Below are 22674 nucleotides of genomic sequence, written 5' to 3'. Positions count from 1 at the left end.
AAACCGATGATATATATCCAGCTTTTTATTTCCTACCTGAAGATTGGTCTTTTTGCCTTTGGCGGAGGTTACGCTATCCTGTCTATGATACAGGATGAGGCTGTTCATACCCACCACTGGGTGACTACAAAGGAGTTTACCGATATTGTGGCAATCTCGCAAATGACGCCGGGGCCGATTAGCATTAACAGTGCGACCTATATCGGTTATGTGGTTACCGGAAATGTCTTTGGATCCCTGTTGGCGACCGTTGCCCTTTGCCTGCCTTCGCTGATTATCATGGCGATCGTGATACGATTGTTTATGAAGCACCGTAATAACCGGTATGTGGATGCTGCCTTCAAAGGCATCCGTCCGGCTGTGGTCGGGCTGATTGCGGCTGCCGCACTTTTATTGATGAATAACGAGAATTTTATTGATTACAAAAGTCTTCTGATATGTCTTGGTACTTTCGGCTTAGTCCGTTTTGCCAGGGTAGGTCCCATTCCTGCAATTATTCTGGCCGGAATATTAGGATATGCCTTCTATTGAAAACAATTTAATCAGCAGCAATATTTTCTCTAAAAATACTTTGCTCTTTATGAATAAATATTTATTTTTGAGGTGTGAACTTTTAAAACTTTACGATTATGTCGGTGAATAAAGCAATTTTGATTGGAAATGTTGGGAAAGATCCGGAGGTCAGATATCTGGATAGTGGTGTTGCAGTGGCTACCCTGACGTTAGCAACCTCGGAAAGAGGATATACTACTGCAAGTGGGGTGCAAGTACCGGAACGGACAGAGTGGCACAATGTTGTATTGTGGCGCGGATTGGCTGAAGTGGCCGAGAAGTACGTGAAGAAAGGTACTCAAATCTATATTGAAGGTAAAATCCGTACCCGCTCGTACGATGACCAGAATGGAGTGAAACGTTATGTGACCGAAATCCAGGCTGATGTGATGCAGTTGCTGGGTAAAAGAGATACGAATGGCACAACAACGGAAGCTGCTGCTCCGGCGGCTCAACCGGCACAGGCTGCTCCGTCGCAACAAGTGCAGGAACCATTCACCGATTTTGGGGCAAATGGTGCAACGGACGATTTGCCGTTCTGATATTTTCTTTACCTTTGCAAGTGTGGTTGTCACATTAATCACGCTATTGTAAAGACCTTTGGATGCTGTTGTTTTGTACGTAAGCCAAGCAACAGCATCTTTTGTTTAATTAAATCTGAATTGCTTGGACTCGTCGCATTCATATATGTTTTGGTTGGATTGGTTCGCTATCCATCCCTTGTCTTTGACAACGGGGCTTCTGGCCTTCGTTTCTTTGGTTCTGCTCTTTATTTCCGCTTTTATTTCCGCTTCTGAAACAGCCTTTTTCTCCCTCGCGCTACAAGACCGCAAGACCGTTGAGGCGGGGCACTCCCGGGTTGACCGTTCGGTTGTTTCGTTGATTAAGGATCCCAGTCAATTACTGGTGACGTTTATTCTCATAACGAGTTTGGTTAATCTCTCCTTTATCGTTATCAGCAGTCTGCTTATTGATTCTGTCATAAGTTTTACAAGCCTGGTTTCAGAATATCTTTTCAAAATCCTGGTGATTTCCTTTTCCCTTTTGGTCTTTGGTGAATTGATCCCCAAAATATACGCTTCTGAGATATCCCTGAAAATGGTTCGCCGGAGCGGTCGATGGGTGCATGGCGTGAGTTGGCTAATGTCGCCGTTGACGAAGCGTCTGGTCTCCATCGGGAATGTATTGACCCGCCACAAGCATCGTCACAATCAGAATATCTCGATGGACGAACTTTCCCATGCCCTGGAACTGACATCGGAGGATAACCGCGAGGATAAGGAGATTCTCGAAGGCATCATAAAGTTTGGGGATAAGTTGGTGGCAGATGCGATGACCCCCCGCATCGACATAGACTTTATTGATATTAAACTCAATTTCCGCGAGGCGCTGGCCCGTGTGATTGAGACGGGCTATTCGCGCATTCCGGTATATTCGGGTGTGCAGGATTCGGTGAAGGGTGTGCTGTACGGTAAAGACCTTTTGCCTTATCTGAATAAACCCGATAATTTCCGTTGGCAAAGCCTTATTCGCCCGGCCTATTTCGTGCCTGAGACGAAAAAGATTGACGACCTGCTGGAAGATTTCAAAACTGCCAAGATTCACATGGCGATAGTGGTGGATGAGTACGGTGGTGTGTCGGGACTGATTACGATGGAGGACGTGCTTGAAGAGATTGTGGGCGAAATCAGCGACGAATACGACGAAGATGAGCGCCAGTATATCCGGCTGGAGGACGGTTCGATCATCTTCGAAGCCAAGATATTGCTCAATGACTTTTTCAAAGTTACCGGCATCGACGATGAGTTGTTTGCTTCCGTCATTGCTGAAGCCGAAACCCTGGCGGGAATGATTCTCGAAATCAAAGGGGAATTTCCGGCCCGTCGTGAGGTGATTTCCTTCGGCAATTATTCGTTCCAGATTCTGGAGGTAGATAAACGTCGTATTCGTAAAGTGAAATTCAGGGAGGAAAAGCCGGAGGAAGGCTCCACTGATTGATTGTTCCTGTCCTTTACCATTATCCTTCTGTTATTTATTCCTCTGTGGTTCTCTGTGAGAAACTCCGTGTGCCTCTGTGATATGAAACCTAATAACATTTTCCCAAAATGAAATATACCCATTTCCCGCTTCTTATTGTTCTCGCGTTTATTCTTTTTTCCTGCGACAAGCCTATCCCTCGTCCCAAAGGTTATTTCCGCATCGATGTTCCCAAGCGCAATGTCGTTGCATTTGATGTGCGCCAGCTGCCCTATAGTTTTGGGATTTCGAAGGCGTCGAACCTGAAATACGACACGACGGGACAAGACCGGAGCTGGCTGGTGATTGAGTATCCCCGTTATAAAGCGAAGGTGCTTTGTACTTATAAAACGATTACTCCGGCAGGATTCCGTGCGATTTCAGAAGAGAACCGTGACTTTGTTTACCGCCATACCGTCAAGGCATCGGCCATTGATGCCAAGCTATTTGAAAATCCGGAACGCCGTGTCTATGGGGTATTTTATGACCTCAGAGGTGAAGCGGCCACTCCCTTGCAGTTTATGCTGACAGACAGTGTGCATCACTATTTTCGTGGGTCGCTCTATTTCGATTGTGCCCCGCAGCCCGACTCACTCGCGCCTGTGGTGAAGTATATCAAGGAGGACATTCTCGATTTGATGAAAACTTTTTCGTGGAAATAAAGTCAAGCCATGGCAATTATTCTACAAAATAGCTACGCTGGAGCCCAATGGGCCGTTTGGAAGGTCGAAGAGAGTCTGGAGCATCTGATTGCACTCTCTCTGGATGCCGAAAGACTGAAATCGTCACTTGAAAATATCCCCAGCGACAAGCGCAAACTGGAATTTGCTGTGACTCGCCTTACTTTAGAATACCTGATAGGTGAATATGCCCAAGTGGAATATCTCCCTTCCGGCAAACCATTCCTATCCGATTCCTCATATCACATCAGCCTGACTCATACAAATGGATTTGTGGCGGCGATGATTCACCCCGATCAAGAGGTGGGCATTGATCTCGAACATGTCTCTCCACGTGTAATGAAAATCCAGCAACGTTTTCTTTCCCCCGATGAAATATCGGTTCTTACTCCCGAACACGAAATGATGCAGACGCTGATCCTCTGGTCGGCCAAAGAGAGCGTCTTCAAAGCGCTCGGGGAGGAGGGGGTTGACTTTCGCGAGCAGCTTGTTTCCCGTCCTTTTGAGTTTCATGGAAATGGAGTTCTCTCCCTCCAGGAGTTGCGCACTCCGCAACAACATCTTTTTTCGATTCCCTATTTTACAAATGAAGATTTTGTCCTGACTTTGACGGTGAAGGAGTGAGGTAAAAAGTGCCTGATTGACGGTCCCAACCGATAAATTAGCGCTCCAGAGTGCTTCAGAGACGGTCGTTACTGCCAAGTTAGCGGTCGGGAGCGACATTTTATCGGTCAAGAGCGTCTCCGAGTCGGTCGGGAGCGAGTCAAAGTCGGTCCGAAGCGACTTGAAGTCGGTATTTTTCGAGTCAGAGTCGGTCAAAAGCGTCTCCGAGTCGGTCGGGAGCGAGATTAAGTCGCTCTTTAGCGAGTCAAAGTCGGTCTGGAGCGACTTGAAGTCGAAAGTTTTCGAGTCAAAGTCGAAATGATATATCTCCGAGTCGTAATATTTCGAGTTGGAGTCGAAATGAAGCGTGTCAATGTCGAAATGGAGTGACTTGAAGTCGAAAAATTTCGAGTCAGAGGCTCAATTTATCTTTCCCCTAAAAAACAAATAACCCGTCCCGGGAAGGAACAGGTTGCTGTTATTGTATTCAGAAATTTCTTATTTCCAGAAGTTATGAAAATGGTGAACCGGTCCGTGTCCTTTACCAATTTCATAATTCGCACCGGCCATAATGGCCTGATTGATATACTCCTTGGCCTTGCGGACGGCATCGTTAAGCGGCATGTCATGTGCCAGGAAAGAGGCAACCGCCGAAGAGAAGGTGCAGCCTGTGCCGTGCGTGTTGGGCGTATTGATGCGTTTCGAGGTTAGTTCGATAATCTCATCCGTTTCGGCATTGTAGAAGATGTCGGTTAGTACCTCTTCTGTCAGATGCCCGGCTTTGAGCAGCACGGAGACACGACCGTCGCACGAAAGACGTTTAACGACCTTCGCTAAATCCTCCTGTGAATTTATTTTCTCTCCCAGTAAAACTTCCGCTTCGGGAATATTCGGTGTGATGACCCGTACCATCGGCATCAGTTCGTTTTGGAGCGTGGCGATGGCCTCGTCCTGCAACAGTTTATCGCCCGAAGTCGCTACCATCACGGGGTCGAGCACAATGTTTCGGATTTGATATGGCGCGAGGGTCTCCTTCACCGCACGAATCAGCTCCGAGGAGTGTAGCATCCCGATTTTGATGGCATCGGCACCGATGTCGTCAAGGACAGATTTGATTTGTCCCTGCACAAAGGGGATGGGGATGGGGTGCACGCCATAGACGCCCACCGTATTTTCGTCCACCACCGCCGTGATGGCTGTCGTGGCGAAACATCCGCAGGCTGACATGGTTTTCATGTCTGCCTGTATGCCGGCGCCTCCGCTGGGGTCACTGCCGGCTATGGTAAGGGTTCTTTTGTATTGCATAAATGTTGTTTCTATTTCTGGATATTAGACGGAAAGAGCTTGTGGTGAAAGCTTAGTCGATTTAAATTGTTTCGGACTATAAATGAATTCCACTGGACAAAAGTAGAATTAGCTCATTCCTTCTTTATTTAATTGTAATAACTTCTTCGAATTCAATTCCTTTTATTTTCTCAGATTCGAAAATTTCTTTCAATTCCTGATTTACTATAATCCATGGTCTGGCATAACCAACAATATTGTTACCAAAAGCTACTTTATTAGAGAAACCGATACATTCCCAGGTTTTCATAAGCAATTCGTTTTGATAAAAGCCAATTGTTGCTTCCTTATATATAAAATTTAATGGACTTACTATCGTAGGTTTGTCTTGCGAAATTATAGCGTGATTAAAATATCCATTTCGTTTACATTTGTCACATTGTCCATCAATTACGTAGCCTGTTGATTGCACCTCAAATCTAGGTAATACTATTGATGTATATAAGTGATAGTACTCGAGAATATTGCCTTTTAAATCAATTACAGGACGTAATATAAAGCTCGGTTTTGATTTTCTAATTACCTCATACATCCTTTTTGAGATTATAAAGTCACCATCAAGAGTCTCAAAAAAGTCTTTGGATATCTTTGAGAATCCTTTTACTTTTAAGTGACTAACTAATTCTGCTCCTGTACCACAAAAGTCACAAGCATTACTAAAATCGTATTCTGATTTACAGCATTCTCCACTTTCTCCTATAGGGGCTTTGATGTAAGAGATAATATAGTATTTCATCTTTTAGTTGTTTTTGCAATATATCAATGCTATTCCATCACACCGGCCAGTTCTCCATCCGGTACGCACTATCCCAAAACATCCATTCCATCTTCGAAGCATAGACGAACGCTTCCGTCATTTCAGCGTGACGGGTAGAGTTTTCGGCAGCGTGGTCACAAATAGCGATGGCTTTCTCCACCGAACGGGCAAAGTCATCTCCGCCGTAAGTGTCAATCCACGGCTGGTAGGGATTGTTGTCCCGGTTTTGAGTGGCGAGGAGATGGTCGCCCACTTTCTTGTAAATCCAGAAGCAGGGGAGGACCGCCGTCAGTGTGGTCTCGATGGGGTGATGCGCCAACTGTTTCGACAGGAAGCCGGTATACAGAAGGCAACTCGGGGATGCACCGTGGTATGCCGGAATGGGGGCATCCTTCAGGAAAGAACCGTGCAAAGCCGATTCCACCGCGATGGTCTCGGTCGAGAATTTGAGAAAAGCTTCACGGTGCTCGGGTTGGTGGAGGCGAGTAGCGATACCGGCCAGAATCTTCCCGTATTCAGATAGATATATCGCATCCTGACGGAGGTAGAAGTCAAATTTCTCCTTGGGTAATGTTCCCTCTTTCAGCTCGTGCAGGAAAGGCAATTCCAAGATGCGTTGGTAGATGGGCTCAATAGCCGCCCAGGCTTGTTCGCTCCATTTCATATCGGGGAGGAATTAAAGTAACTTTTCCAAAGTTTGGAACTTTGGAAAAGTTAGCTGGTTGAAATATGTTTATTCAGCCGAATGCACGCAGTCGCTCAACTCGCGGGTCAGTTTCATCGCGCAGAAGTTAGGACCGCACATGGTGCAGTAACCTTCGTCGGAATGAGAGCCTTCCTTGTAGTACTCCATCGCACGCTCGGGGTCAAGCGAGAGGTTAAACTGGTCTTTCCAGCGGAAGTCGAAGCGGGCTTTGCTCAATGCATTGTCACGTACCTGAGCTCCCGGATGCCCTTTGGCAAGGTCGGCAGCGTGAGCGGCAATCTTATAAGCGATAACGCCGTTGCGCACATCTTCCTTGTTGGGCAAACCAAGGTGTTCTTTCGGAGTCACGTAACAAATCATCGCTGTGCCCAACCATGCAATTTGAGCAGCACCAATTGCCGATGTGATGTGGTCGTAGCCCGGTGCGATATCGGTAGTCAAAGGGCCGAGGGTGTAGAACGGAGCGCCGTGGCAGGTCTTCTTCTGCAAGTCCATATTCTCCTGAATCTTATTCATTGGCACGTGACCCGGACCTTCGATAATTACCTGCACATTGTGTTTCCATGCCTTTTCGGTCAGTTCACCCAACACTTCGAGCTCTGCAAACTGCAAAGCATCGTTCGCATCGTGGATGGAACCAGGACGCATGCCGTCACCGAGTGAAACCGCCACGTCATAGGCTTTCAGGATTTCGCAGATTTCATCAAAGTGAGTGTAGAGGAAATTCTCGGTATTGTGTACTTTGCACCATTTGGTCAGGATAGAACCTCCGCGCGAAACGATACCGGTGAGGCGGTTGCTCAATAAAGAAGCATGTTTCAGCAATACACCCGCATGGATGGTAAAGTAGTCCACACCCTGCTCGCACTGCTCGATGAGCGTGTCGCGATAGATTTCCCAGTTGAGGTCTTCCACCTTGCCGTCCACCTTCTCCAATGCCTGATAGATAGGTACGGTTCCCACCGGTACCGGACAGTTGCGGATAATCCATTCGCGGGTTTCATGGATATTGGCCCCGGTAGAGAGGTCCATCAGGGTATCGCCACCCCATTTGCAGCTCCATACGGCTTTCTCCACCTCTTCATCGATGCTTGATGACATCGCGGAGTTTCCGATATTGGTATTGAGTTTCACCAGGAAGTGGGTTCCGATGATCATCGGTTCGGCTTCGGGGTGGTTGATGTTGGCAGGGATGATGGCGCGTCCGGCAGCTACCTCCTGACGCACAAACTCCGGCGTGATGTGGCTTTCGATACCCAATGCCTCAATCATCTGGTTTTCGCGGATAGCCACGTATTCCATTTCGGGTGTGATGATGCCTTGTTTCGCGTAGTACATCTGAGTGATTTCCTTGCCGGATTTAGCACGGTAAGGCTTGCTGATGTGTTCGAAACGCAGGTGATCGAGTGAAGTGTCGGCTGCACGCATTCTTCCGTATTCCGAAGTGATGTCGGGCAATTGTTCCACATCGCCGCGTTTCACCATCCATGATTCACGCAGACGGGGAAGACCTTTTTTCAAATCTATTTCCGCTAAATCGTCAGAAAAAGGACCGCTGGTGTCGTAAACCACTACGGGAGCATTTTGTGTTACTTTGCGTTTGCCGTTTTCGATCTCGATTGTGTCGAGCAGCGTGACGCGGCGCATGGCCACGTGAATGTCGTGCATTTTTCCCGGAACATAAATCTTTTCAGAAGCCGGATAAGAGATTTTGATGTTGTTGTTCATACCGTTATCATTTAATAAAATGGGAGGGGATACGGTACATCGGACAGATGACAAAGAGAAGCTATGAATAAATTCCTACGGCGGCATTACCCGCATCAGGTTCATAGGGTATGATCTCAGCCTGTTAGTAAGGCACCCCTTTCGGTGGCAAAGGTAACGGATTTTGAACGTATCTGCAAATGAGAAAGTGATTTACAATTTAGCCAGTTACAATTTACAATTTAGGTGATACTGCTTATTCTAAATTGTCAATGGTAAATCTTTCAATTGTAAATAATATGGTCTATTCGCTCAGACAGCTTTTGGGCAGTCTGGAATTTGTGTTTGTCCCTTTGGGGTTGGTTTCTTTATGTCAGATGGTTTGAAATATGGGGAGGTTATTTCTCGCAGACTTCATCTCCTCCCTTCGGGGAGGTCGGGTGGGGTCTTATCCCCCCAAAACAGACCTTTATCGGAGGAATAACAATTCCGACGGAAATATCGTAGTGAACTATTCAAAAGGTGCTTTATCTTTGTGTCAGAATCAAACGTATAAATCCTATATTTTATGGAATCTCAATTTAGAAATGAAGACCCGGCTCCTTACGGCCGTTTCTGTGCTCCGCCTCGCCATAGACATTGCGTCGGTTCAAAGGTGTTTTTCGGAGTTGTCGTTATCGTGGCCGGTCTGTTGTTACTTGGCTTCAATACCGGACTTCTGAATGAATCGTATCGACCGGTAATCTTCTCCTGGCCCATGCTGTTGGTGGTGATTGGTGTTACCCAGATGTTTAACCGTTCCATTTTTGGAGGCACCATTTTGACGCTTATCGGTGGATTTTTCCTGATGCGAAAACTTGGCTATATCGACCCTCAGATTGCGAATCTTTACTGGCCGGTGCTGATTATTGCAGCCGGAGTTGTCATCATTCTGAAGACTTCATTTGGTCCTAAAAGAGATCCGTTTCACAAGTTAGACTCCGGCTATACCGGCAGTGAAATTAAAAATGGAGTCATTGAGGAGAATAATATCTTCAGCGGATCCAAACGTAAATTCCAGGATATGGTATTTCGCGGTGGGGAGATTAATTGCATCTTTGGTGGCAGTGAACTTGACCTGACTCATGCTAAACTGGAAGAAGGCATAAATCAACTCGAAGTAAATTGTATCTTCGGCGGAATCACGCTCATTGTTCCTTCCGACTGGAATGTACAATTGAAGAAAGACTCCATTTTCGGAGATTTTGCCGATAAACGTCCTTATTCGGAAGCACAAAAAGACAATACGCGCATCCTTATCGTAAAAGCTTCCTGCATCTTCGGTGGTGGCGAGATTAAGAGCTATGTATGAGCCATCCCTTCTTAAATAAAAAGATATTTCCTTTCTACTCTGCGGCCTGGCTATTTCCAACGGTATTGCAGGTGTGGTCGATGGCATTGGGAGGCTATTTTACGCTGGAGGCAGCAATCATATTGAGCCTGATTTCCAATAGTGTCTTTTTTATCCTGGGATTATCGATGTGGTTTTTTGTAAAATATACGCTCATCAATACCACCTCGCTGTTCAAACGGATACTAGACTTTACTGCTTCGTGTATCATGATACTTTTTATCTGGCAGTCGGTGGTCTTTATCCTGATAGGTCTTCTCTGGAATAATCCGCCTGATTTTTCCATCTTTTTCCCACAACGTCTGATTTATGGATTCATGGTCTATCTGCTTATCCTGATGGCCTACTATTTGCGAATCAGTTATGACGTGTTGCAGGAAAAAGCCCAGAATGAAGCACGACTCCGCGAAATGCTGAAGGACAGCGAACTGGATATGTTGAAGTCACAGATCAATCCGCATTTTCTTTTCAATAGTCTCAATTCGGTGAACTGGCTGACACAGATTCAACCCGATAAAGCCAGTGAGATGATTGTTTCCCTGTCGGAATATCTGCGCTATTCCATTGCCGGAGGACACCGTACGTTATCTTCCCTGAAGATGGAGATGGAGAATATCACCCGATACATTAATATAGAGAAGATACGTTTCGGGGAAAAACTCAAGGCGGAGTACCAGGTGACAGAGGAGTGTCTTCAGGTGAAGATTCCATCAATGATTCTGCAACCGCTCTATGAAAATGCGATCAAGCACGGGGTGTACGAAAGTACGGATCCGGTCTGGATTGAGACAAAGATTTCATGTAACGATACGCATGTCAGGATTGTGATTCAAAACAGTTTCGAGCCGAATATTCCTTACCAGAAAGGAAACGGACTGGGGCTGAATAATGTCCGTCAACGCTTGCGACTCATATACGGCGAAACAGCCTCCCTTGAAACCGAGAAAAAAGAACAACTATTTACCGCAACCTTATTAATTCCCCGAATATGCCCATCAGAACATTGATAGTCGATGATGAAGCGCCGGCTAGGGCGTTGTTGAAACATTATCTCTCATCTCATTCCGATATTGAAGTCATTGGAGAGGCGGCCGACGGATTCGAAGCTTTCCGGCTGGTCAAAGAGTTACAGCCCGAATTGATGTTGCTTGATATCCGGATGCCCAAGCTTTCCGGTTTCGAATTGCTGGAGCTGCTGGAAAATCCACCGGCTGTGATTTTTACAACCGCTTTTGACGAATATGCCATCAAAGCTTTCGAGGCCAATGCCTGCGATTACCTGATGAAGCCATTCTTGCGCGACCGGTTGGATGTGGCACTGGACAAAGCCCGTCTTCGCCTGACATCAAATGCTCCGGCAGAAGAATCTCCGGTAAATAAGCTTTTGGAAAATGGACCTCTTCAGGAAGAAAAGTTGCAACGAGTGGCAGTGCGAAGCGGACAAAAAATCCGCATCATTCCGGTAAATGATGTCCTCTATTTTGAGTCGGATGGTGATTATGTGCTGATACATACCGCTGAAGGTCGCTTCCTGAAAGAGAAGACGATGAAGTTCTTCGAAAGCCATCTGGATGAACGTCAATTCGTACGTGTGCATCGTTCCTACATCGTTAACGTGGAGCATATCAAGGGGATGGAACTCTACGAAAAAGACAGTTGGACATTACTGCTCTCTAATCGTGAATATATCAAAGTCAGTGCGACAGGCTACAAGGCACTGAAGAAAGTCTTGAATCTGTAATGTGTTTAATTGTTTTTTGGGAAAGAATTTCACAAAAACGTTTCCTGGAGTTTTTAATAACGATAAATTATTTGCCACGAATCCACGAATTGAATATTTATCAAGCCAGAGTTTAAATCATTGCGAATTCGCCCGAATCTTTTTCAAGATTGAAAAAGTAGGGAATACTTTATTCGTGGATAATTATTTGCTAAATCTCTGATAGCCGATATGCTGTAGATGTTCTCAGATAATATTTGGAGTTTTTGAAATAAAAGATGACCTTTGTTAGGTCGTCTTTTTTATTTAAAGTCATAATACAATGAAGCCAACCTTAGTACAATTAATATCCGAAGGAAAAACTCTTATTTCCGACGGTGCCTGGGGTACATTCCTACAGGCTAAAGGCATGCAACCCGGAGAATGTCCCGAACAGTGGAACATCGACCATACCGAAGATGTGCTTGACATTGCCCGCAGTTACATAGCCGCCGGATCCGATACCATCGAAACCAACAGTTTCGGAGGAAATCGCTTCAAACTTGCCAACTTCGGCCTTTCCGATAAAGCATTTGAACTTAACAAAAAGGCAGCAGCCATTTCGCGTGAAGCTGCCGGCGCCGATAAATATGTGCTTGGGTCAGTTGGCCCGACCGGCAAAATGCTCATCATGGGTGACGTAACCGAAGAGGAACTCTACGAAGCCTTTAAGGAGCAATGCGTTGCGTTGCATGAAGGTGGAGCAGATGCCATCGTTATCGAAACAATGACAGCTCTAGATGAAGCTTCCATAGCCATTAAAGCAGCACGTGAAAATACCCCCTGCGAAGTAATCTGCACGATGACCTTTGACCTTCTACCTACCGGGGAATACCGTACAATGATGGGCGTTTCTCCTACGGAAATGGTTGCCGCGCTGAAAGAGGCCGGTGCTCACATCATCGGTGCGAATTGCAGTAACGGTATCGAGGGTATGATTAAAATCACGGAAGAGATTCGCTCGGTAGATGCTGTAATTCCGGTGCTCATTCATGCTAATGCTGGAATGCCGGTTTGCGATAATGGCTGCACTGTTTTCCCTGAATCTCCGGAGATGATGGCCAATATTGCGCCTAAACTAGCACAGGCGGGAGCAAATATCATTGGTGGTTGCTGCGGCACTACTCCCGCACATATTCATAAACTGGCAGAAGTCCTTAAGAAATAACCATTCTGTAACTGCAGAGGCTTGGATACGGTTAGACCTGACAGGTTTTCAAAACCTGTCAGGTCTATTATCAGTGCCCTCTGTGATATTTAAAAATAAACAACAATGACAAGAGCAGATTCAATCTGGAGCGATGTGAAAAAAATCAGAGCCAACGCTCCGCTTGTACAAAATATTACCAACTACGTAGTGATGAACAATACAGCCAATGCCCTTCTGGCCGTTGGTGCTTCACCCGCTATGGTGCATAGTGTGGATGAGGTTGAGGAGATGGTGGCCTTTGCCGGTGCGCTGGTGGTGAATATCGGTACACTCAGCCGTCACTGGATAGATGGCATGGAAATGGCAATGGTCAAAGCCAAAGAGCTGGGTAAGCCCATCGTATTTGACCCGGTCGCTGTCGGAGCTACCCAATTGCGCAACGAAGCTTGTGAAACCCTGATTCAGAAAGCGGCTCCGGCCATTATTCGCGGAAACGGTTCTGAGATTCTAGCTTTGAATAAAGCGGCATCCGGAGGGAAAGGGGTGGATAGTACGGCTGCTGCTGAAGACGCGGTAGGTGCGGCGCAGGCTATTTCGAAAGAGTTTGGTTCGGTGGTGGTCATTAGTGGCCAGACCGACTTCATCATTAGTGGCGATCAGGTGGCTAAAGTTGAAAATGGAACTCCGATGATGACCCGCTTGACCGGTATGGGATGTACGGCTACTGCCATTTGCGGTGCTTTTGCTGCCATTAATCCTGACTCGTTTGAAGCTGCAATCAATGCCATGTATGTGATGGGCATTTGCGGTGAGCAGGCTTTGGCTAAATCAACCGGCCCTGGAAGTTTTCAGGTGGCATTCCTTGATGCACTTTACAACCTGACTCTGGCTGGTATTCAGGATGCCTTGTAGTTTTACCGATATAAAATAAGCCTGGATTTGCCAAAATCATGCCCGACATTGCCACTGTTGGGCATGACATTGCCACTGTTGGGCATAACATTGTCATTGTTGGACATCACATTGGTGTTTACGGGCTTCACAACGGCAATGTCGGGCTTGATTCAGGCTTTGTCAGACTTATTCTCCTCTCTTTTATCAATAAAAAACAGAAAAACATGCTCCAAACCCAGAACATCATTAAACAATATGCCAATCATCGGGCGCTCGACTGTGTATCGGTCGATGTACCGGAAGGTTGCATCTACGGCTTGCTGGGTCCGAATGGCGCCGGTAAAACCACGTTGATTCGGATTGTCAATCAGATTATTGCTCCGGATAGCGGTGCGGTTTTACTCAATGGAAAACCCATTACTCCAGAAGATGTCCGTCACATCGGTTATTTACCCGAAGAAAGAGGGTTGTATAAGAAGATGAAGGTGGGGGAGCAGGCGCTCTATCTCGCGCAGCTGAAAGGCATGTCGCAGAAAGAGGCCCGCAAACGGATTGAGTATTGGTTTGACCGGCTGGAAATCGATGGTTGGTGGAACAAGAAAGTGGAGGAACTATCCAAAGGGATGCAGCAAAAGGTACAGTTTGTCACCACTGTGGTACATGAGCCGAAGCTGTTGATTTTTGATGAACCGTTCAGTGGATTTGACCCGGTAAATGCCGCTTTACTGAAACGGGAAATCCTTGAGCTAAAGAAAAACGGAGCCACCATTATGCTTTCGACACACAATATGAATTCGGTGGAGGAGCTTTGCGATGAAATCACGCTCATTGACCGGTCAAAAGTGGTACTACAGGGAAAAGTGGAGGAAATCCGTAATCAATTCCGCAGTAATATTTTCCGCATAATTATCAGGGGAGAAAATATTGAGGTGTCAGCCGGAGATCCATTCACTATTCTGCAAACCAATCTCAGATCAGGAAATCTGGAAGTGCGTTTGCAAAAAGAGGAGAATATTTCCGTTCAGCAATTGATTAAAATGTTGATTGAACGATACGAAGTGATTGCATTCGAAGAAGAACTTCCGGGAATGGAAGATATTTTTATCAAGGTCGTTAACCATCCAAATGAGTAAGTCATGAGCAAAATCGGACTGATTATTCAAAAAGAATATTTGCGCAGGGTGAACAAGAAATCGTTCATCATCTTTACGTTTCTGACCCCGCTGTTGATTGTCGTGCTGGTGGCTATGCCGTTGTGGCTTTCGACATTTAAAGATACGGAGGTGAAAAATATCGCCCTGATTGATGTGACCGGAAAGTACGGCGCGGTACTGAAAGACCGGGATAACTATCATTTTATCAACATGAAAAAGGAGGCCGGGGTATTTAACCCCAATGACCATAAGGATATTTATGCCTTTGTGATGATTGATGCCGACCTGCTGCAACACCCCGATAAGATTACCATCTATTCGGAGACGCAGATAACGACTGATCTGAAAGGCTATATCTCTGACCAGTTAAGTAAGTATCTGAGCAATGAGAAACTGGCTTCGTATAACATTCCCGACCTGAAAAAGATTATTCAGAATTCACAGATTGAGTTGAATATCAAGACCATTAAGCGAAATGATAATGGGAAGGAGAAGGCCGCATCGAGCGAGTTTGCCACGGCTGTTGGGCTTGTTGCCACGTTCATGATTTACATGTTTATTTTCATGTATGGTGCGATGGTTATGCGGGGCGTGATGGAGGAAAAAAGTTCGCGGATTGTTGAGGTGTTGGTCTCATCGGTAAAACCCATTGAGTTGATGTTGGGGAAAATCATCGGGATTGCCCTGGTCGGACTGACACAGTTCCTGCTTTGGGTAATTCTCTCGTTAGGGATATTAATGGTGGTCGCATTGACTACGGGAATGCCCCTGCTCGCAACAGCTTCTGCTCAGGCGCCCGGAATTCTGCAAATGATGGGAGGCGTCAACCTGGCAGAGATAATACTCTATTTTGTACTCTATTTCCTGGGAGGATATTTGCTTTATGCTTCCTTGTTTGCTGCGGTGGGTTCGGCCGTGGATAGCGAGACAGATACGCAGCAGTTTATGTTGCCCATCACCATTCCGATTATTTTTGCGATGTATGCCGGTATTTACAGTGCACAGAATCCTGACGGACCGCTGGCTTTCTGGTGCTCGTTGATCCCTTTCACGTCCCCGATTGTGATGATGGTGAGGTTGCCGTTTGATGTACCGTTGTGGGAGAAGTTATTGTCACTGACATTGCTGATTATCACTTTCATCGGAACCACCTGGATGGCAGCGAAAATTTACCGCACGGGTATTCTGATGTATGGGAAAAAGGTGAATTACCGTGAGCTGCTGAAGTGGCTGAAATATTGAGCTGACAAAAAAGCAAGAGCCCTCGACCGGTTTTGGAAGAGGGCTCTTAATGCTTATCCCGGTTATTCCTTTTTATAGGAGGGATAATCTGTGTATCCCTTTTCATCTGCGGAATAAAATAAATCCATATGTAACTCATGCGAGAGGGGATAGCCATTTTTGAGCCGGTCAACCCAATCAGGATTATTGATGAACGGACGGCCAAAAGCAATCAGGTCGCCCAACCCACTTTCAATATCTGACTCGGCTTTCTCTTTATTGTATCCGCCGGCCAGTATGATGGTGTTTTTGAAAAGAGTCCTGATGGCCGTTTTTATTTCCGGAGGAACAGCCGGGGCACCCATTGCCGAATGATCCACTAAGTGGATGTAGGCGATGTCAAGCTTATTCAGTTCCGTAGCCAGATATTTGTAGGTGGCATCTATCTCGGGATAATGCGGCATGTCACTGGCCACTCCATACGGGGATAAACGAATACCGGTTTTCCCTCTTCCAATAGCTTCCGCCACCGCTTCTACCACTTCGAGTACAAACCGGCAGCGATTTTCAATGCTTCCGCCATAACCATCTGTACGGATATTACTCACCGGTGAAAGGAATTGTTCAAGCAGATAGCCGTTGGCTCCATGCAGCTCCACTCCGTCAAATCCGGCTTTCAACCCATTTATAGCCGCTTCTACAAATTCCGTTTTAGTCTGAATAATATCTTCTGCCGTCATCTCTTTGGGAACAGGGAAATCCTGCATTTGCTCAGCATCGGTCCACATCTGTCCTGCTGCTTTCACGGCTGAGGGGGCAATTATCTGAGACCCTTCAGGCGTATTAAGGGGATGACTTATCCGTCCGGTGTGCATCAGTTGCACTATGATTCTGCCCTCTTTTTCATGAACTGCTGAAGTGACTTTTTTCCAACCTTCCACCTGTTCTTTATTAAAAATACCAGGAATACGAGCATAACCCAGTCCGTTTGCTGATGGAGCTGTTCCCTCAGTGATATTCAATCCGGCTCCCGATCGTTGATAGTAGTACTCAGCCATCAGGTCATTAGGAATGTTTCCGATTGCCCGGCATCTTGTCATGGGGGACATAACCACCCGGTTTTTCAACTCAATAGTGCCCAGCTTATGGGGTGTGAATAATTTGTATGTTTCCATATTATCAGCGAATTAAATTCAATATGATATATAACGGAAAAGAGAATGGTAAGGTTTTTTAATTGCTTGATTATAAAAAAGAAAGCCGCATTATCCGGTAGCGAATATTGCGGCTTTGATTTATCGGGTAATTTTGTAGAATCTTGCCAGATAATTCGATGTATTGGTGAATATTGGTTTGGTAAATTCGATAAAGAGGTCATTTGCAGGTGGTGGTACAACAGCTTCCCGTTCACAGATTTTGAGTTGCTGAGAAGTTAATGCCCTTGAATCACCATTAAAATTTCCCCATGAATTTTGCCAGGTAAAAGTCCCCGGGAGCTTCTCGTGTGCAAGTAGTTGTTTGGTTTTGAAATCAACAATTTGCAGCGACAAAAGCCCTTTTGACTCGACTGTTCGGGTGCGGGTTGTTAATTTTGCAGTCACTGTATTATATACCTTTTTCTCTCTGCCGTTGTCCATTTTGACGGTACCGACTATCACGCTGTCTTTTTTGCATTGCTCCGTATTTGAGGTTTCATAAACTTGTCCCACCACAAAGTCGTCAAATGCCATTCGAATCACGTGGTCGGGTTTGAGTCTGGTACGTTCCGCTTCTATGGGGCGATAAAAACGCAGAAACTGGTTTCTTCGGTCATTATTCAGATAAGTAAATATCTGGTCGTAGAAGAAATCGCACGAAAACTGATATTTTCCCAGAACCGGAATCTGTTCCAATACGACTTTGACAGTCGCTTTGTCCAGCGCTTCTGCTATTTTAATATTGGCTTGCGGATTGTTAGGACTGTAATTGAGGGCTTCATTGAACAGGTAATAGGCCTGACGGGCCTCTTCGTGTGTGCCTGCTGAGAGTTTTAGGTTTCCCAGCTCCATACATTCCTGAAAAGCTTTATCCTTTGCTTTAGCTTGTTCTTCAAAGAAAGGTTGTGGCCGAGGAATTACTTTAAGTGCTCCGGGGCAGGTTTTGATGTTTTGGTAAATCGTGTTTAATGCACCATAATGCTGATAAATCTGGCGAAACTTATCGTCACCATTCATCGTCAGCATATTTTCAATGGTTGATTTCGTATTCTCGATTAAGAGGGGATAGGCCTGTTGCAGCACTTCTCTGGAGGTTTTGTGCTCCGGGTTACTTCTTAGCTTATCAATGGCAATCATACACGACTGGTAATAATCACCGCGGTTGAAGGCTCTCTTACTGCTACGGCAACCTTCAAAAATAAACAACGTCATTAACGCCAGTACAAGAACTGTAATTTGTTTTTGCTTCATGGGTGTAGGTACTATTTGTTTTGTAAATATTTCCAGGCGGATTTAATTCCTATAAAAAGACGATGTGGATAATAGAGATAAAATAACGATTGACGCTTAACAGGATAACGATACATCATAAATTCTTTAGATGGAAAAAGAAGATGGAACAAATATTTTGATTTAGCTCTAATGCTACTAAGTTGAGACAAGCCGGAAAAATAATATGATACACGATTAGACTTATGCGATTTACCGATAAGCAGTTTATCAAACAAACGGCTTTCTTTCGTAGTAACAAGATAATTATACTTATTAGTTATATCTTTTGGAATAATTGCGCCTATAAAATGATGGCATAACATAATCTGTAGAAAGAATCTTTTGGTACAATTCGCGGTATTGCATTTCTCTTCTATTTCATTCCAATCTATTTTTAAAGCATATTTCTCCAGAATATTTGTTATGTCTGCATACCAACCGAATTGAACCCTATTTGTCCTGTAATGTTTATCCAGGTGCAAGCTGAGATGGATCAGAAGATCTGTAAGATTAAGGGATAGTACATTTATTCCATAAATTGATGTCTGGATTGCTCTATTCCATACTGTTTCTAAATCAATAGATTTAGTTTCCCAAGAGTTCAGGATCTTAAAATGGATTTCTACAGCCACACCTTGATAAGTCATTTGAGGCAGGTGTTGTGAATGGAAGTTCTTGTCTAAAAATATTGATAGATCAATTGGATATGCAGCTTTATATCCCAGCTTTTCCATTATTTCAATGCTTTTTTCTATCTTTTCTTCTTTGATCAAAAGATCTATATCACTAAGTTGGCGTAATCCAATATCCTTATAAAGCCATTCAGTTAAATAGATTCCTTTAAGTACAATTACTTCAATTCCAGCTTTAGAGAAAATATCTAAAATTCTTCGTAGATGTTCATAATAGAGCGTATTCCTGCTGAACGTTTTAAAATAAACCTGCTTGAGTTTATTCATAACACTTTGAGGAACAATTTCTTGATATGGAAGCGTTGATAGCTTTTTGTATAGTAAAGGTCCGATAGCCCGTTTGATAGCTAGGGTCGAGAAGCTTTCCCAGTCACTGATTTGACGGGCCAGACTTTCGATATGCTCAAGTTCGGTTTTTGAAGTATCTAATTTGAGTACGGCCAGTAGAAGTTGTTCTTCGGGAGTTCGTTGCATTCCTGTTGTTTTTTATTCCTGTTTTGAAAATCGGAAGAAATAAAAAAAGCCACCTATAAGAACGTTTATAAGTGGCTGAAAATTAGTGTGGGGCGTACTGGATTCGAACCAGTGACCTCCTCCCTGTCAAGGAGGCGCTCTAAACCAGCTGAGCTAACGTCCCGTATCTGATACAAAAATAGACAAATAATTAAGACGACGAAACGCTTGGAACGTTTTTGGTTAAATATTTGTGCTACCGGAGCGAATAAGTTCCACCTGGCATACATTTTACAAGACCTTTAAACTCCAGTTCCAGCAAGATGGGAGAGAGGCGATATACCGGAAGATTACTTTCGATACTGAGCAAATTTATCTGTTTTGGAGTGTTTTCTTTAAGCAAATTGGTGATGAGTTGCTCTTCTTCGGTCAAATCAAGAAACAGTTGCTGTTGGACTACTTTGTTCGTTGAGCTGACTTTATCCCAGCCCATCAGGTTGATCAGATCCTCAGCCGACTGGATTAGAGAAGCCTTATTTTGAAGAATCAGGTTATTGCATCCGCGGGAGGATACATCCGTCGTCCTGCCCGGAAAGGCAAAGACATCCCGGTTGTAACTGTTTGCTACTTCGGCAGTGATCAGGGCGCCTCCTTTTTCTGCAGATTCCACTACGATGACTGCGTCGGAGAGACCGGCGATGATACGGTTGCGCATGACAAAATTTTGCCGGTCGGGATTGGTTCCGCTCGGATACTCAGTCAAAAGCCCTCCGTGACTCACCATTTCCACTGCGGTCTTTCGATGGGTAGCTGGGTAGATTCGATCCAGGCCGTGAGCGATAATCCCAATAGTAGGCAGGTTGTGCTTTAAGGCGGCTTTGTGGGCTGCGATGTCAATACCATATGCAAGTCCGCTTATCACCAACAACTCCGGATATTTATCCGATAAATCAGCAATTAAGCGTTCAGAAAGCTCTTTCCCATACTCGGTAGCATTGCGGGTTCCTACCAGGCTTATCGTCTTTACAGCATTCAGGGCTGCATTTCCTTTATAATAAAGAAGAAGTGGGGCATCCACGCAGTCGTTTAGCCGGCTGGGATAATTTTCATCACTATAGGTAAAGGTCGCAATATTGTTTTTTTCAATAAACTCAATCTCTTTTGCCGCCTTCGCCATATTTGCCTTCTGAATCTCCTGAACTGTATTTGACCCGATGCCCTGAATGCGCAGGAGATTGGAGGGCTTTTCTTTAAAGATAGCCTCACAACTTCCTGTGATTGCAATCAGGTTGCGGGCGGTAATATTTCCCACCCCCTTGATTTGCAACAGAGCAATCAGGTAAAACAGCTCCTGACGATTCATCCTGTCTTTTATTTAAAGGTATTTGGAGAAAATCGGGTCGAAATGTTCACCACGCGAAAGTCTTCCGTTAACTAAACAAACGGTTTCCACTCTGGCCTTTACTGAAACTGCTTCATCTGAGGCACGGAAGATATCTTGCATGAAAGTATATTTTACGCCCTCCTTGAGTAAATACAGGCGGCAAATAAATTCATCCCCACCACGTAAAGGTGTTTTATATTGAATATCAATGCGTGAAACGACCGGGTCAATACCTTGCTGGTGCAAATCGACGAAGTTGATACCTTCGGCGGCCAGGAACTCGTGGCGTGCATGCTCCAGATAGTTTTGGTAAACGGCATTGTTTACAATGCCCTGACTGTCACATTCATAGTCTCTTACCTTGAGCTTAAGCTCGTAAATGTAGTTTGCCATTGTATGGAGAAAATATATTTTTGCCAAAAATACGATTTTTAGGGCAAATGAGAATGCTTACCAGGTAGAATGATACACAGAAATGATATTTCATTGAATCAGCATAAAAACCAAAGTTATAACGGGGAGTGTCAAAAAAGCGTAATATGTATTACTTTTGCAGCCCAAACGACGGTTTACGTGTTATACTGAAAACCCTTTTATATGCTTAGAAATAAAATAGCGAAGTTCTTTTATAACCCTTTTATTGGCATTTCTCCTTTATTTGTATTTTCGATTCTGATACTTTCGAATACAGTAGAAAAGGCGGTGGATATCTCACTCGCTTTTTCTGTTATAATATTTGGTTTAAGTCTCTGGTTGGCAGAGAAACGGATATTTCAGTTTTTTAGTTTGCCGACAATGATTACCCTGCTTATATTTAACTCCCTGTATTTGTTTGTACCGACCGGCTTTTTGCATCAGTTTCCTGTGGCTATAGTTCAATGCTGTTTCTTTGTTTGTCTGGCAATCATGAAGTTGCTGGAGCAGCGCATTCATCGCTTTATCGACAACAATTTGAAAATCAGTCTGAAGATATCCCTGAAGCCGGCGATGCAAATCTTCTTTTTCGTCTCTAAAATCTTTTTTGTATTTATACCTGTGCATTTGCTTGTTACGGTTTTGCACCGGGCATTCTACTCCGGTCCAAACGCTGAATTGCATATCTTTATCATCAGAAGCCTTCTACCTCTCCTCATTATTGTGATAACCATTACGGAATATTTCAATCTGAGATGGATGGGGAAACAGATTCAGGAAGAACGTTTTGTGCCGGTGGTGGACGATAATTCGAGAGTAGTCGGACATATAGCTCTCAGCGAAAGCCTTGCTCATCATAATAAGTTTCTTCATCCTTTGGTGCGGGTATTAATCAAATATGACGGAAAACTTTACCTGAAAGAGCGTCCAACCGATTATCCGTTTGAGCCGTGCACAGTTTGTTTGCCGCTCGAAGATTATATTAATTATGGGGAAAATGTCCAGGATGCGGTGAAGCGATTATTGCACAAGCACTTTGGAAAGGTCAAACTCAATCCCCGCTTTATTCTGAAATATGTGCATGAAACAGCCGACCGTAAGACGCTCAATTATCTCTATATGTTACCCCTGGAGAATGATAAGATTTTGAAGATGAGGTATCTGAAAGGAGGAAAGCTTTGGACCGAACAACAGATTGTGGACAATATGGGTAAGAAATTCTTTAGCAATGCTTTCGAGACGGAATTTGAATATATTCAATCGACAGTTCTGCTGGCTGAAAAATATGATTGATAAAAGAAACGCAGAAGATTTGATTCTCCGTGCGTTT

Annotated in this window: 22 protein-coding genes, 1 tRNA gene and 1 riboswitch; of the genes, 13 read left to right on the top strand and 10 right to left on the bottom strand. The window is 44.7% G+C overall.

Annotated features, from left to right (window positions below):
• Window positions 1-6: 6 nt before the first annotated feature.
• The 5 genes from MLE17_RS02340 to MLE17_RS02320 all read left to right on the top strand — a co-directional run bounded on the left by MLE17_RS02340 (window position 7) and on the right by MLE17_RS02320 (window position 3872).
• A complete protein-coding gene (locus MLE17_RS02340) occupies window positions 7-531 on the top strand; it encodes a chromate transporter (protein ID WP_243346531.1) in 525 nt (174 codons plus the stop codon).
• A 98-nt stretch (window positions 532-629) separates the two neighbouring features.
• Window positions 630-1094 (top strand): single-stranded DNA-binding protein, encoded by a 465-nt coding sequence (locus MLE17_RS02335; RefSeq protein WP_243346524.1) that lies wholly within the window; start codon window positions 630-632, stop codon window positions 1092-1094.
• A gap of 145 nt (window positions 1095-1239) precedes the next feature.
• On the top strand, window positions 1240-2550 hold the full coding sequence (gldE, locus tag MLE17_RS02330; RefSeq protein WP_243346523.1) for a gliding motility-associated protein GldE: 1311 nt from the start codon (window positions 1240-1242) through the stop codon (window positions 2548-2550).
• A gap of 107 nt (window positions 2551-2657) precedes the next feature.
• Window positions 2658-3230: a gliding motility protein GldD gene (locus MLE17_RS02325; RefSeq protein ID WP_243346521.1), complete on the top strand. Its 573-nt coding sequence runs from the start codon at window positions 2658-2660 to the stop codon at window positions 3228-3230.
• Between the two features lie 9 nt (window positions 3231-3239).
• On the top strand, window positions 3240-3872 hold the full coding sequence (locus tag MLE17_RS02320; protein WP_243346518.1) for a 4'-phosphopantetheinyl transferase family protein: 633 nt from the start codon (window positions 3240-3242) through the stop codon (window positions 3870-3872).
• A 477-nt stretch (window positions 3873-4349) separates the two neighbouring features.
• Here the strand turns inward: MLE17_RS02320 and thiD are convergent, their stop codons facing one another.
• The 4 genes from thiD to thiC all read right to left on the bottom strand — a co-directional run bounded on the left by thiD (window position 4350) and on the right by thiC (window position 8386).
• Window positions 4350-5156 (bottom strand): bifunctional hydroxymethylpyrimidine kinase/phosphomethylpyrimidine kinase, encoded by an 807-nt coding sequence (gene thiD, locus MLE17_RS02315; protein WP_243346515.1) that lies wholly within the window; start codon window positions 5154-5156, stop codon window positions 4350-4352.
• 124 nt (window positions 5157-5280) lie between these two features.
• The gene (locus tag MLE17_RS02310) at window positions 5281-5931 is read right to left on the bottom strand and encodes a hypothetical protein (protein ID WP_243346513.1); all 651 of its coding nucleotides are present in this window, start codon (window positions 5929-5931) and stop codon (window positions 5281-5283) included.
• A 37-nt stretch (window positions 5932-5968) separates the two neighbouring features.
• A complete protein-coding gene (locus tag MLE17_RS02305) occupies window positions 5969-6616 on the bottom strand; it encodes a TenA family protein (RefSeq protein ID WP_243346511.1) in 648 nt (215 codons plus the stop codon).
• 69 nt (window positions 6617-6685) lie between these two features.
• Window positions 6686-8386: a phosphomethylpyrimidine synthase ThiC gene (gene thiC / locus MLE17_RS02300; RefSeq protein WP_243346509.1), complete on the bottom strand. Its 1701-nt coding sequence runs from the start codon at window positions 8384-8386 to the stop codon at window positions 6686-6688.
• 55 nt (window positions 8387-8441) lie between these two features.
• Window positions 8442-8536, bottom strand: a riboswitch (TPP riboswitch).
• A gap of 397 nt (window positions 8537-8933) precedes the next feature.
• On the opposite strand from thiC, the gene MLE17_RS02295 reads away from it, so the two are divergent.
• The 7 genes from MLE17_RS02295 to MLE17_RS02265 all read left to right on the top strand — a co-directional run bounded on the left by MLE17_RS02295 (window position 8934) and on the right by MLE17_RS02265 (window position 15954).
• Window positions 8934-9716, top strand: a complete 783-nt coding sequence (locus tag MLE17_RS02295; protein WP_243346507.1) for a LiaI-LiaF-like domain-containing protein — start codon at window positions 8934-8936, stop codon at window positions 9714-9716.
• A complete protein-coding gene (locus MLE17_RS02290) occupies window positions 9713-10762 on the top strand; it encodes a sensor histidine kinase (RefSeq protein WP_243346496.1) in 1050 nt (349 codons plus the stop codon). The genes MLE17_RS02295 and MLE17_RS02290 overlap by 4 nt, the downstream gene beginning before the upstream one ends.
• The gene (locus MLE17_RS02285; RefSeq protein ID WP_243346494.1) at window positions 10744-11496 is read left to right on the top strand and encodes a LytR/AlgR family response regulator transcription factor; all 753 of its coding nucleotides are present in this window, start codon (window positions 10744-10746) and stop codon (window positions 11494-11496) included. The genes MLE17_RS02290 and MLE17_RS02285 overlap by 19 nt, the downstream gene beginning before the upstream one ends.
• Window positions 11497-11797: 301 nt before the next feature.
• A complete protein-coding gene (locus MLE17_RS02280) occupies window positions 11798-12682 on the top strand; it encodes a homocysteine S-methyltransferase family protein (protein ID WP_243346492.1) in 885 nt (294 codons plus the stop codon).
• 105 nt (window positions 12683-12787) lie between these two features.
• Window positions 12788-13576, top strand: a complete 789-nt coding sequence (gene thiM / locus MLE17_RS02275; RefSeq protein WP_243346482.1) for a hydroxyethylthiazole kinase — start codon at window positions 12788-12790, stop codon at window positions 13574-13576.
• A 206-nt stretch (window positions 13577-13782) separates the two neighbouring features.
• The gene (locus MLE17_RS02270; RefSeq protein ID WP_243347090.1) at window positions 13783-14691 is read left to right on the top strand and encodes an ABC transporter ATP-binding protein; all 909 of its coding nucleotides are present in this window, start codon (window positions 13783-13785) and stop codon (window positions 14689-14691) included.
• A gap of 3 nt (window positions 14692-14694) precedes the next feature.
• A complete protein-coding gene (locus tag MLE17_RS02265) occupies window positions 14695-15954 on the top strand; it encodes an ABC transporter permease (protein ID WP_243346481.1) in 1260 nt (419 codons plus the stop codon).
• 62 nt (window positions 15955-16016) lie between these two features.
• Here the strand turns inward: MLE17_RS02265 and MLE17_RS02260 are convergent, their stop codons facing one another.
• The 6 genes from MLE17_RS02260 to MLE17_RS02235 form a co-directional block, all read right to left on the bottom strand.
• Window positions 16017-17108 (bottom strand): alkene reductase, encoded by a 1092-nt coding sequence (locus MLE17_RS02260; protein WP_243346472.1) that lies wholly within the window; start codon window positions 17106-17108, stop codon window positions 16017-16019.
• Window positions 17109-17228: 120 nt separating this feature from the next.
• The gene (locus tag MLE17_RS02255) at window positions 17229-18380 is read right to left on the bottom strand and encodes a hypothetical protein (RefSeq protein WP_243346470.1); all 1152 of its coding nucleotides are present in this window, start codon (window positions 18378-18380) and stop codon (window positions 17229-17231) included.
• Window positions 18381-18391: 11 nt separating this feature from the next.
• Entirely contained in the window at window positions 18392-19567 is a 1176-nt protein-coding gene (locus tag MLE17_RS02250; protein ID WP_243346468.1) for a nucleotidyltransferase family protein, read from the bottom strand.
• Window positions 19568-19655: 88 nt separating this feature from the next.
• Window positions 19656-19730: transfer RNA gene (locus MLE17_RS02245), tRNA-Val, on the bottom strand.
• Between the two features lie 72 nt (window positions 19731-19802).
• The gene (gene dprA, locus MLE17_RS02240; RefSeq protein WP_243346465.1) at window positions 19803-20909 is read right to left on the bottom strand and encodes a DNA-processing protein DprA; all 1107 of its coding nucleotides are present in this window, start codon (window positions 20907-20909) and stop codon (window positions 19803-19805) included.
• 12 nt (window positions 20910-20921) lie between these two features.
• Window positions 20922-21323, bottom strand: coding sequence for an acyl-CoA thioesterase (locus MLE17_RS02235; RefSeq protein WP_243347088.1), 402 nt, complete (start codon window positions 21321-21323; stop codon window positions 20922-20924).
• Between the two features lie 204 nt (window positions 21324-21527).
• Between MLE17_RS02235 and MLE17_RS02230 the strand changes: the two genes are divergently transcribed.
• Window positions 21528-22637 carry a hypothetical protein gene (locus MLE17_RS02230; protein ID WP_243346462.1) on the top strand — a complete coding sequence of 370 codons (1110 nt, stop codon included), beginning with the start codon at window positions 21528-21530 and terminating at the stop codon, window positions 22635-22637.
• Window positions 22638-22674 lie beyond the last annotated feature (37 nt).

This window comes from Parabacteroides sp. FAFU027 (assembly GCF_022808675.1).
GTDB lineage: Bacteria > Bacteroidota > Bacteroidia > Bacteroidales > UBA7332 > CAXXIC01.
This window is presented reverse-complemented; position numbering and strand designations above follow the sequence as displayed.

Excerpts from the sequence above, each read along its gene's own strand:
- MLE17_RS02340 (WP_243346531.1), top strand. The coding sequence starts at position 7 with ATGATATATATCCAGCTTTTTATTTCCTACCTGAAGATTGGTCTTTTT.
- MLE17_RS02335 (WP_243346524.1), top strand. The coding sequence starts at position 630 with ATGTCGGTGAATAAAGCAATTTTGATTGGAAATGTTGGGAAAGATCCG.
- gldE (WP_243346523.1), top strand. The coding sequence starts at position 1,240 with ATGTTTTGGTTGGATTGGTTCGCTATCCATCCCTTGTCTTTGACAACG.
- MLE17_RS02325 (WP_243346521.1), top strand. The coding sequence starts at position 2,658 with ATGAAATATACCCATTTCCCGCTTCTTATTGTTCTCGCGTTTATTCTT.
- MLE17_RS02320 (WP_243346518.1), top strand. The coding sequence starts at position 3,240 with ATGGCAATTATTCTACAAAATAGCTACGCTGGAGCCCAATGGGCCGTT.
- thiD (WP_243346515.1), bottom strand. The coding sequence starts at position 5,156 with ATGCAATACAAAAGAACCCTTACCATAGCCGGCAGTGACCCCAGCGGA.
- MLE17_RS02310 (WP_243346513.1), bottom strand. The coding sequence starts at position 5,931 with ATGAAATACTATATTATCTCTTACATCAAAGCCCCTATAGGAGAAAGT.
- MLE17_RS02305 (WP_243346511.1), bottom strand. The coding sequence starts at position 6,616 with ATGAAATGGAGCGAACAAGCCTGGGCGGCTATTGAGCCCATCTACCAA.
- thiC (WP_243346509.1), bottom strand. The coding sequence starts at position 8,386 with ATGAACAACAACATCAAAATCTCTTATCCGGCTTCTGAAAAGATTTAT.
- MLE17_RS02295 (WP_243346507.1), top strand. The coding sequence starts at position 8,934 with ATGGAATCTCAATTTAGAAATGAAGACCCGGCTCCTTACGGCCGTTTC.
- MLE17_RS02290 (WP_243346496.1), top strand. The coding sequence starts at position 9,713 with ATGAGCCATCCCTTCTTAAATAAAAAGATATTTCCTTTCTACTCTGCG.
- MLE17_RS02285 (WP_243346494.1), top strand. The coding sequence starts at position 10,744 with ATGCCCATCAGAACATTGATAGTCGATGATGAAGCGCCGGCTAGGGCG.
- MLE17_RS02280 (WP_243346492.1), top strand. The coding sequence starts at position 11,798 with ATGAAGCCAACCTTAGTACAATTAATATCCGAAGGAAAAACTCTTATT.
- thiM (WP_243346482.1), top strand. The coding sequence starts at position 12,788 with ATGACAAGAGCAGATTCAATCTGGAGCGATGTGAAAAAAATCAGAGCC.
- MLE17_RS02270 (WP_243347090.1), top strand. The coding sequence starts at position 13,783 with ATGCTCCAAACCCAGAACATCATTAAACAATATGCCAATCATCGGGCG.
- MLE17_RS02265 (WP_243346481.1), top strand. The coding sequence starts at position 14,695 with ATGAGCAAAATCGGACTGATTATTCAAAAAGAATATTTGCGCAGGGTG.
- MLE17_RS02260 (WP_243346472.1), bottom strand. The coding sequence starts at position 17,108 with ATGGAAACATACAAATTATTCACACCCCATAAGCTGGGCACTATTGAG.
- MLE17_RS02255 (WP_243346470.1), bottom strand. The coding sequence starts at position 18,380 with ATGAAGCAAAAACAAATTACAGTTCTTGTACTGGCGTTAATGACGTTG.
- MLE17_RS02250 (WP_243346468.1), bottom strand. The coding sequence starts at position 19,567 with ATGCAACGAACTCCCGAAGAACAACTTCTACTGGCCGTACTCAAATTA.
- dprA (WP_243346465.1), bottom strand. The coding sequence starts at position 20,909 with ATGAATCGTCAGGAGCTGTTTTACCTGATTGCTCTGTTGCAAATCAAG.
- MLE17_RS02235 (WP_243347088.1), bottom strand. The coding sequence starts at position 21,323 with ATGGCAAACTACATTTACGAGCTTAAGCTCAAGGTAAGAGACTATGAA.
- MLE17_RS02230 (WP_243346462.1), top strand. The coding sequence starts at position 21,528 with ATGCTTAGAAATAAAATAGCGAAGTTCTTTTATAACCCTTTTATTGGC.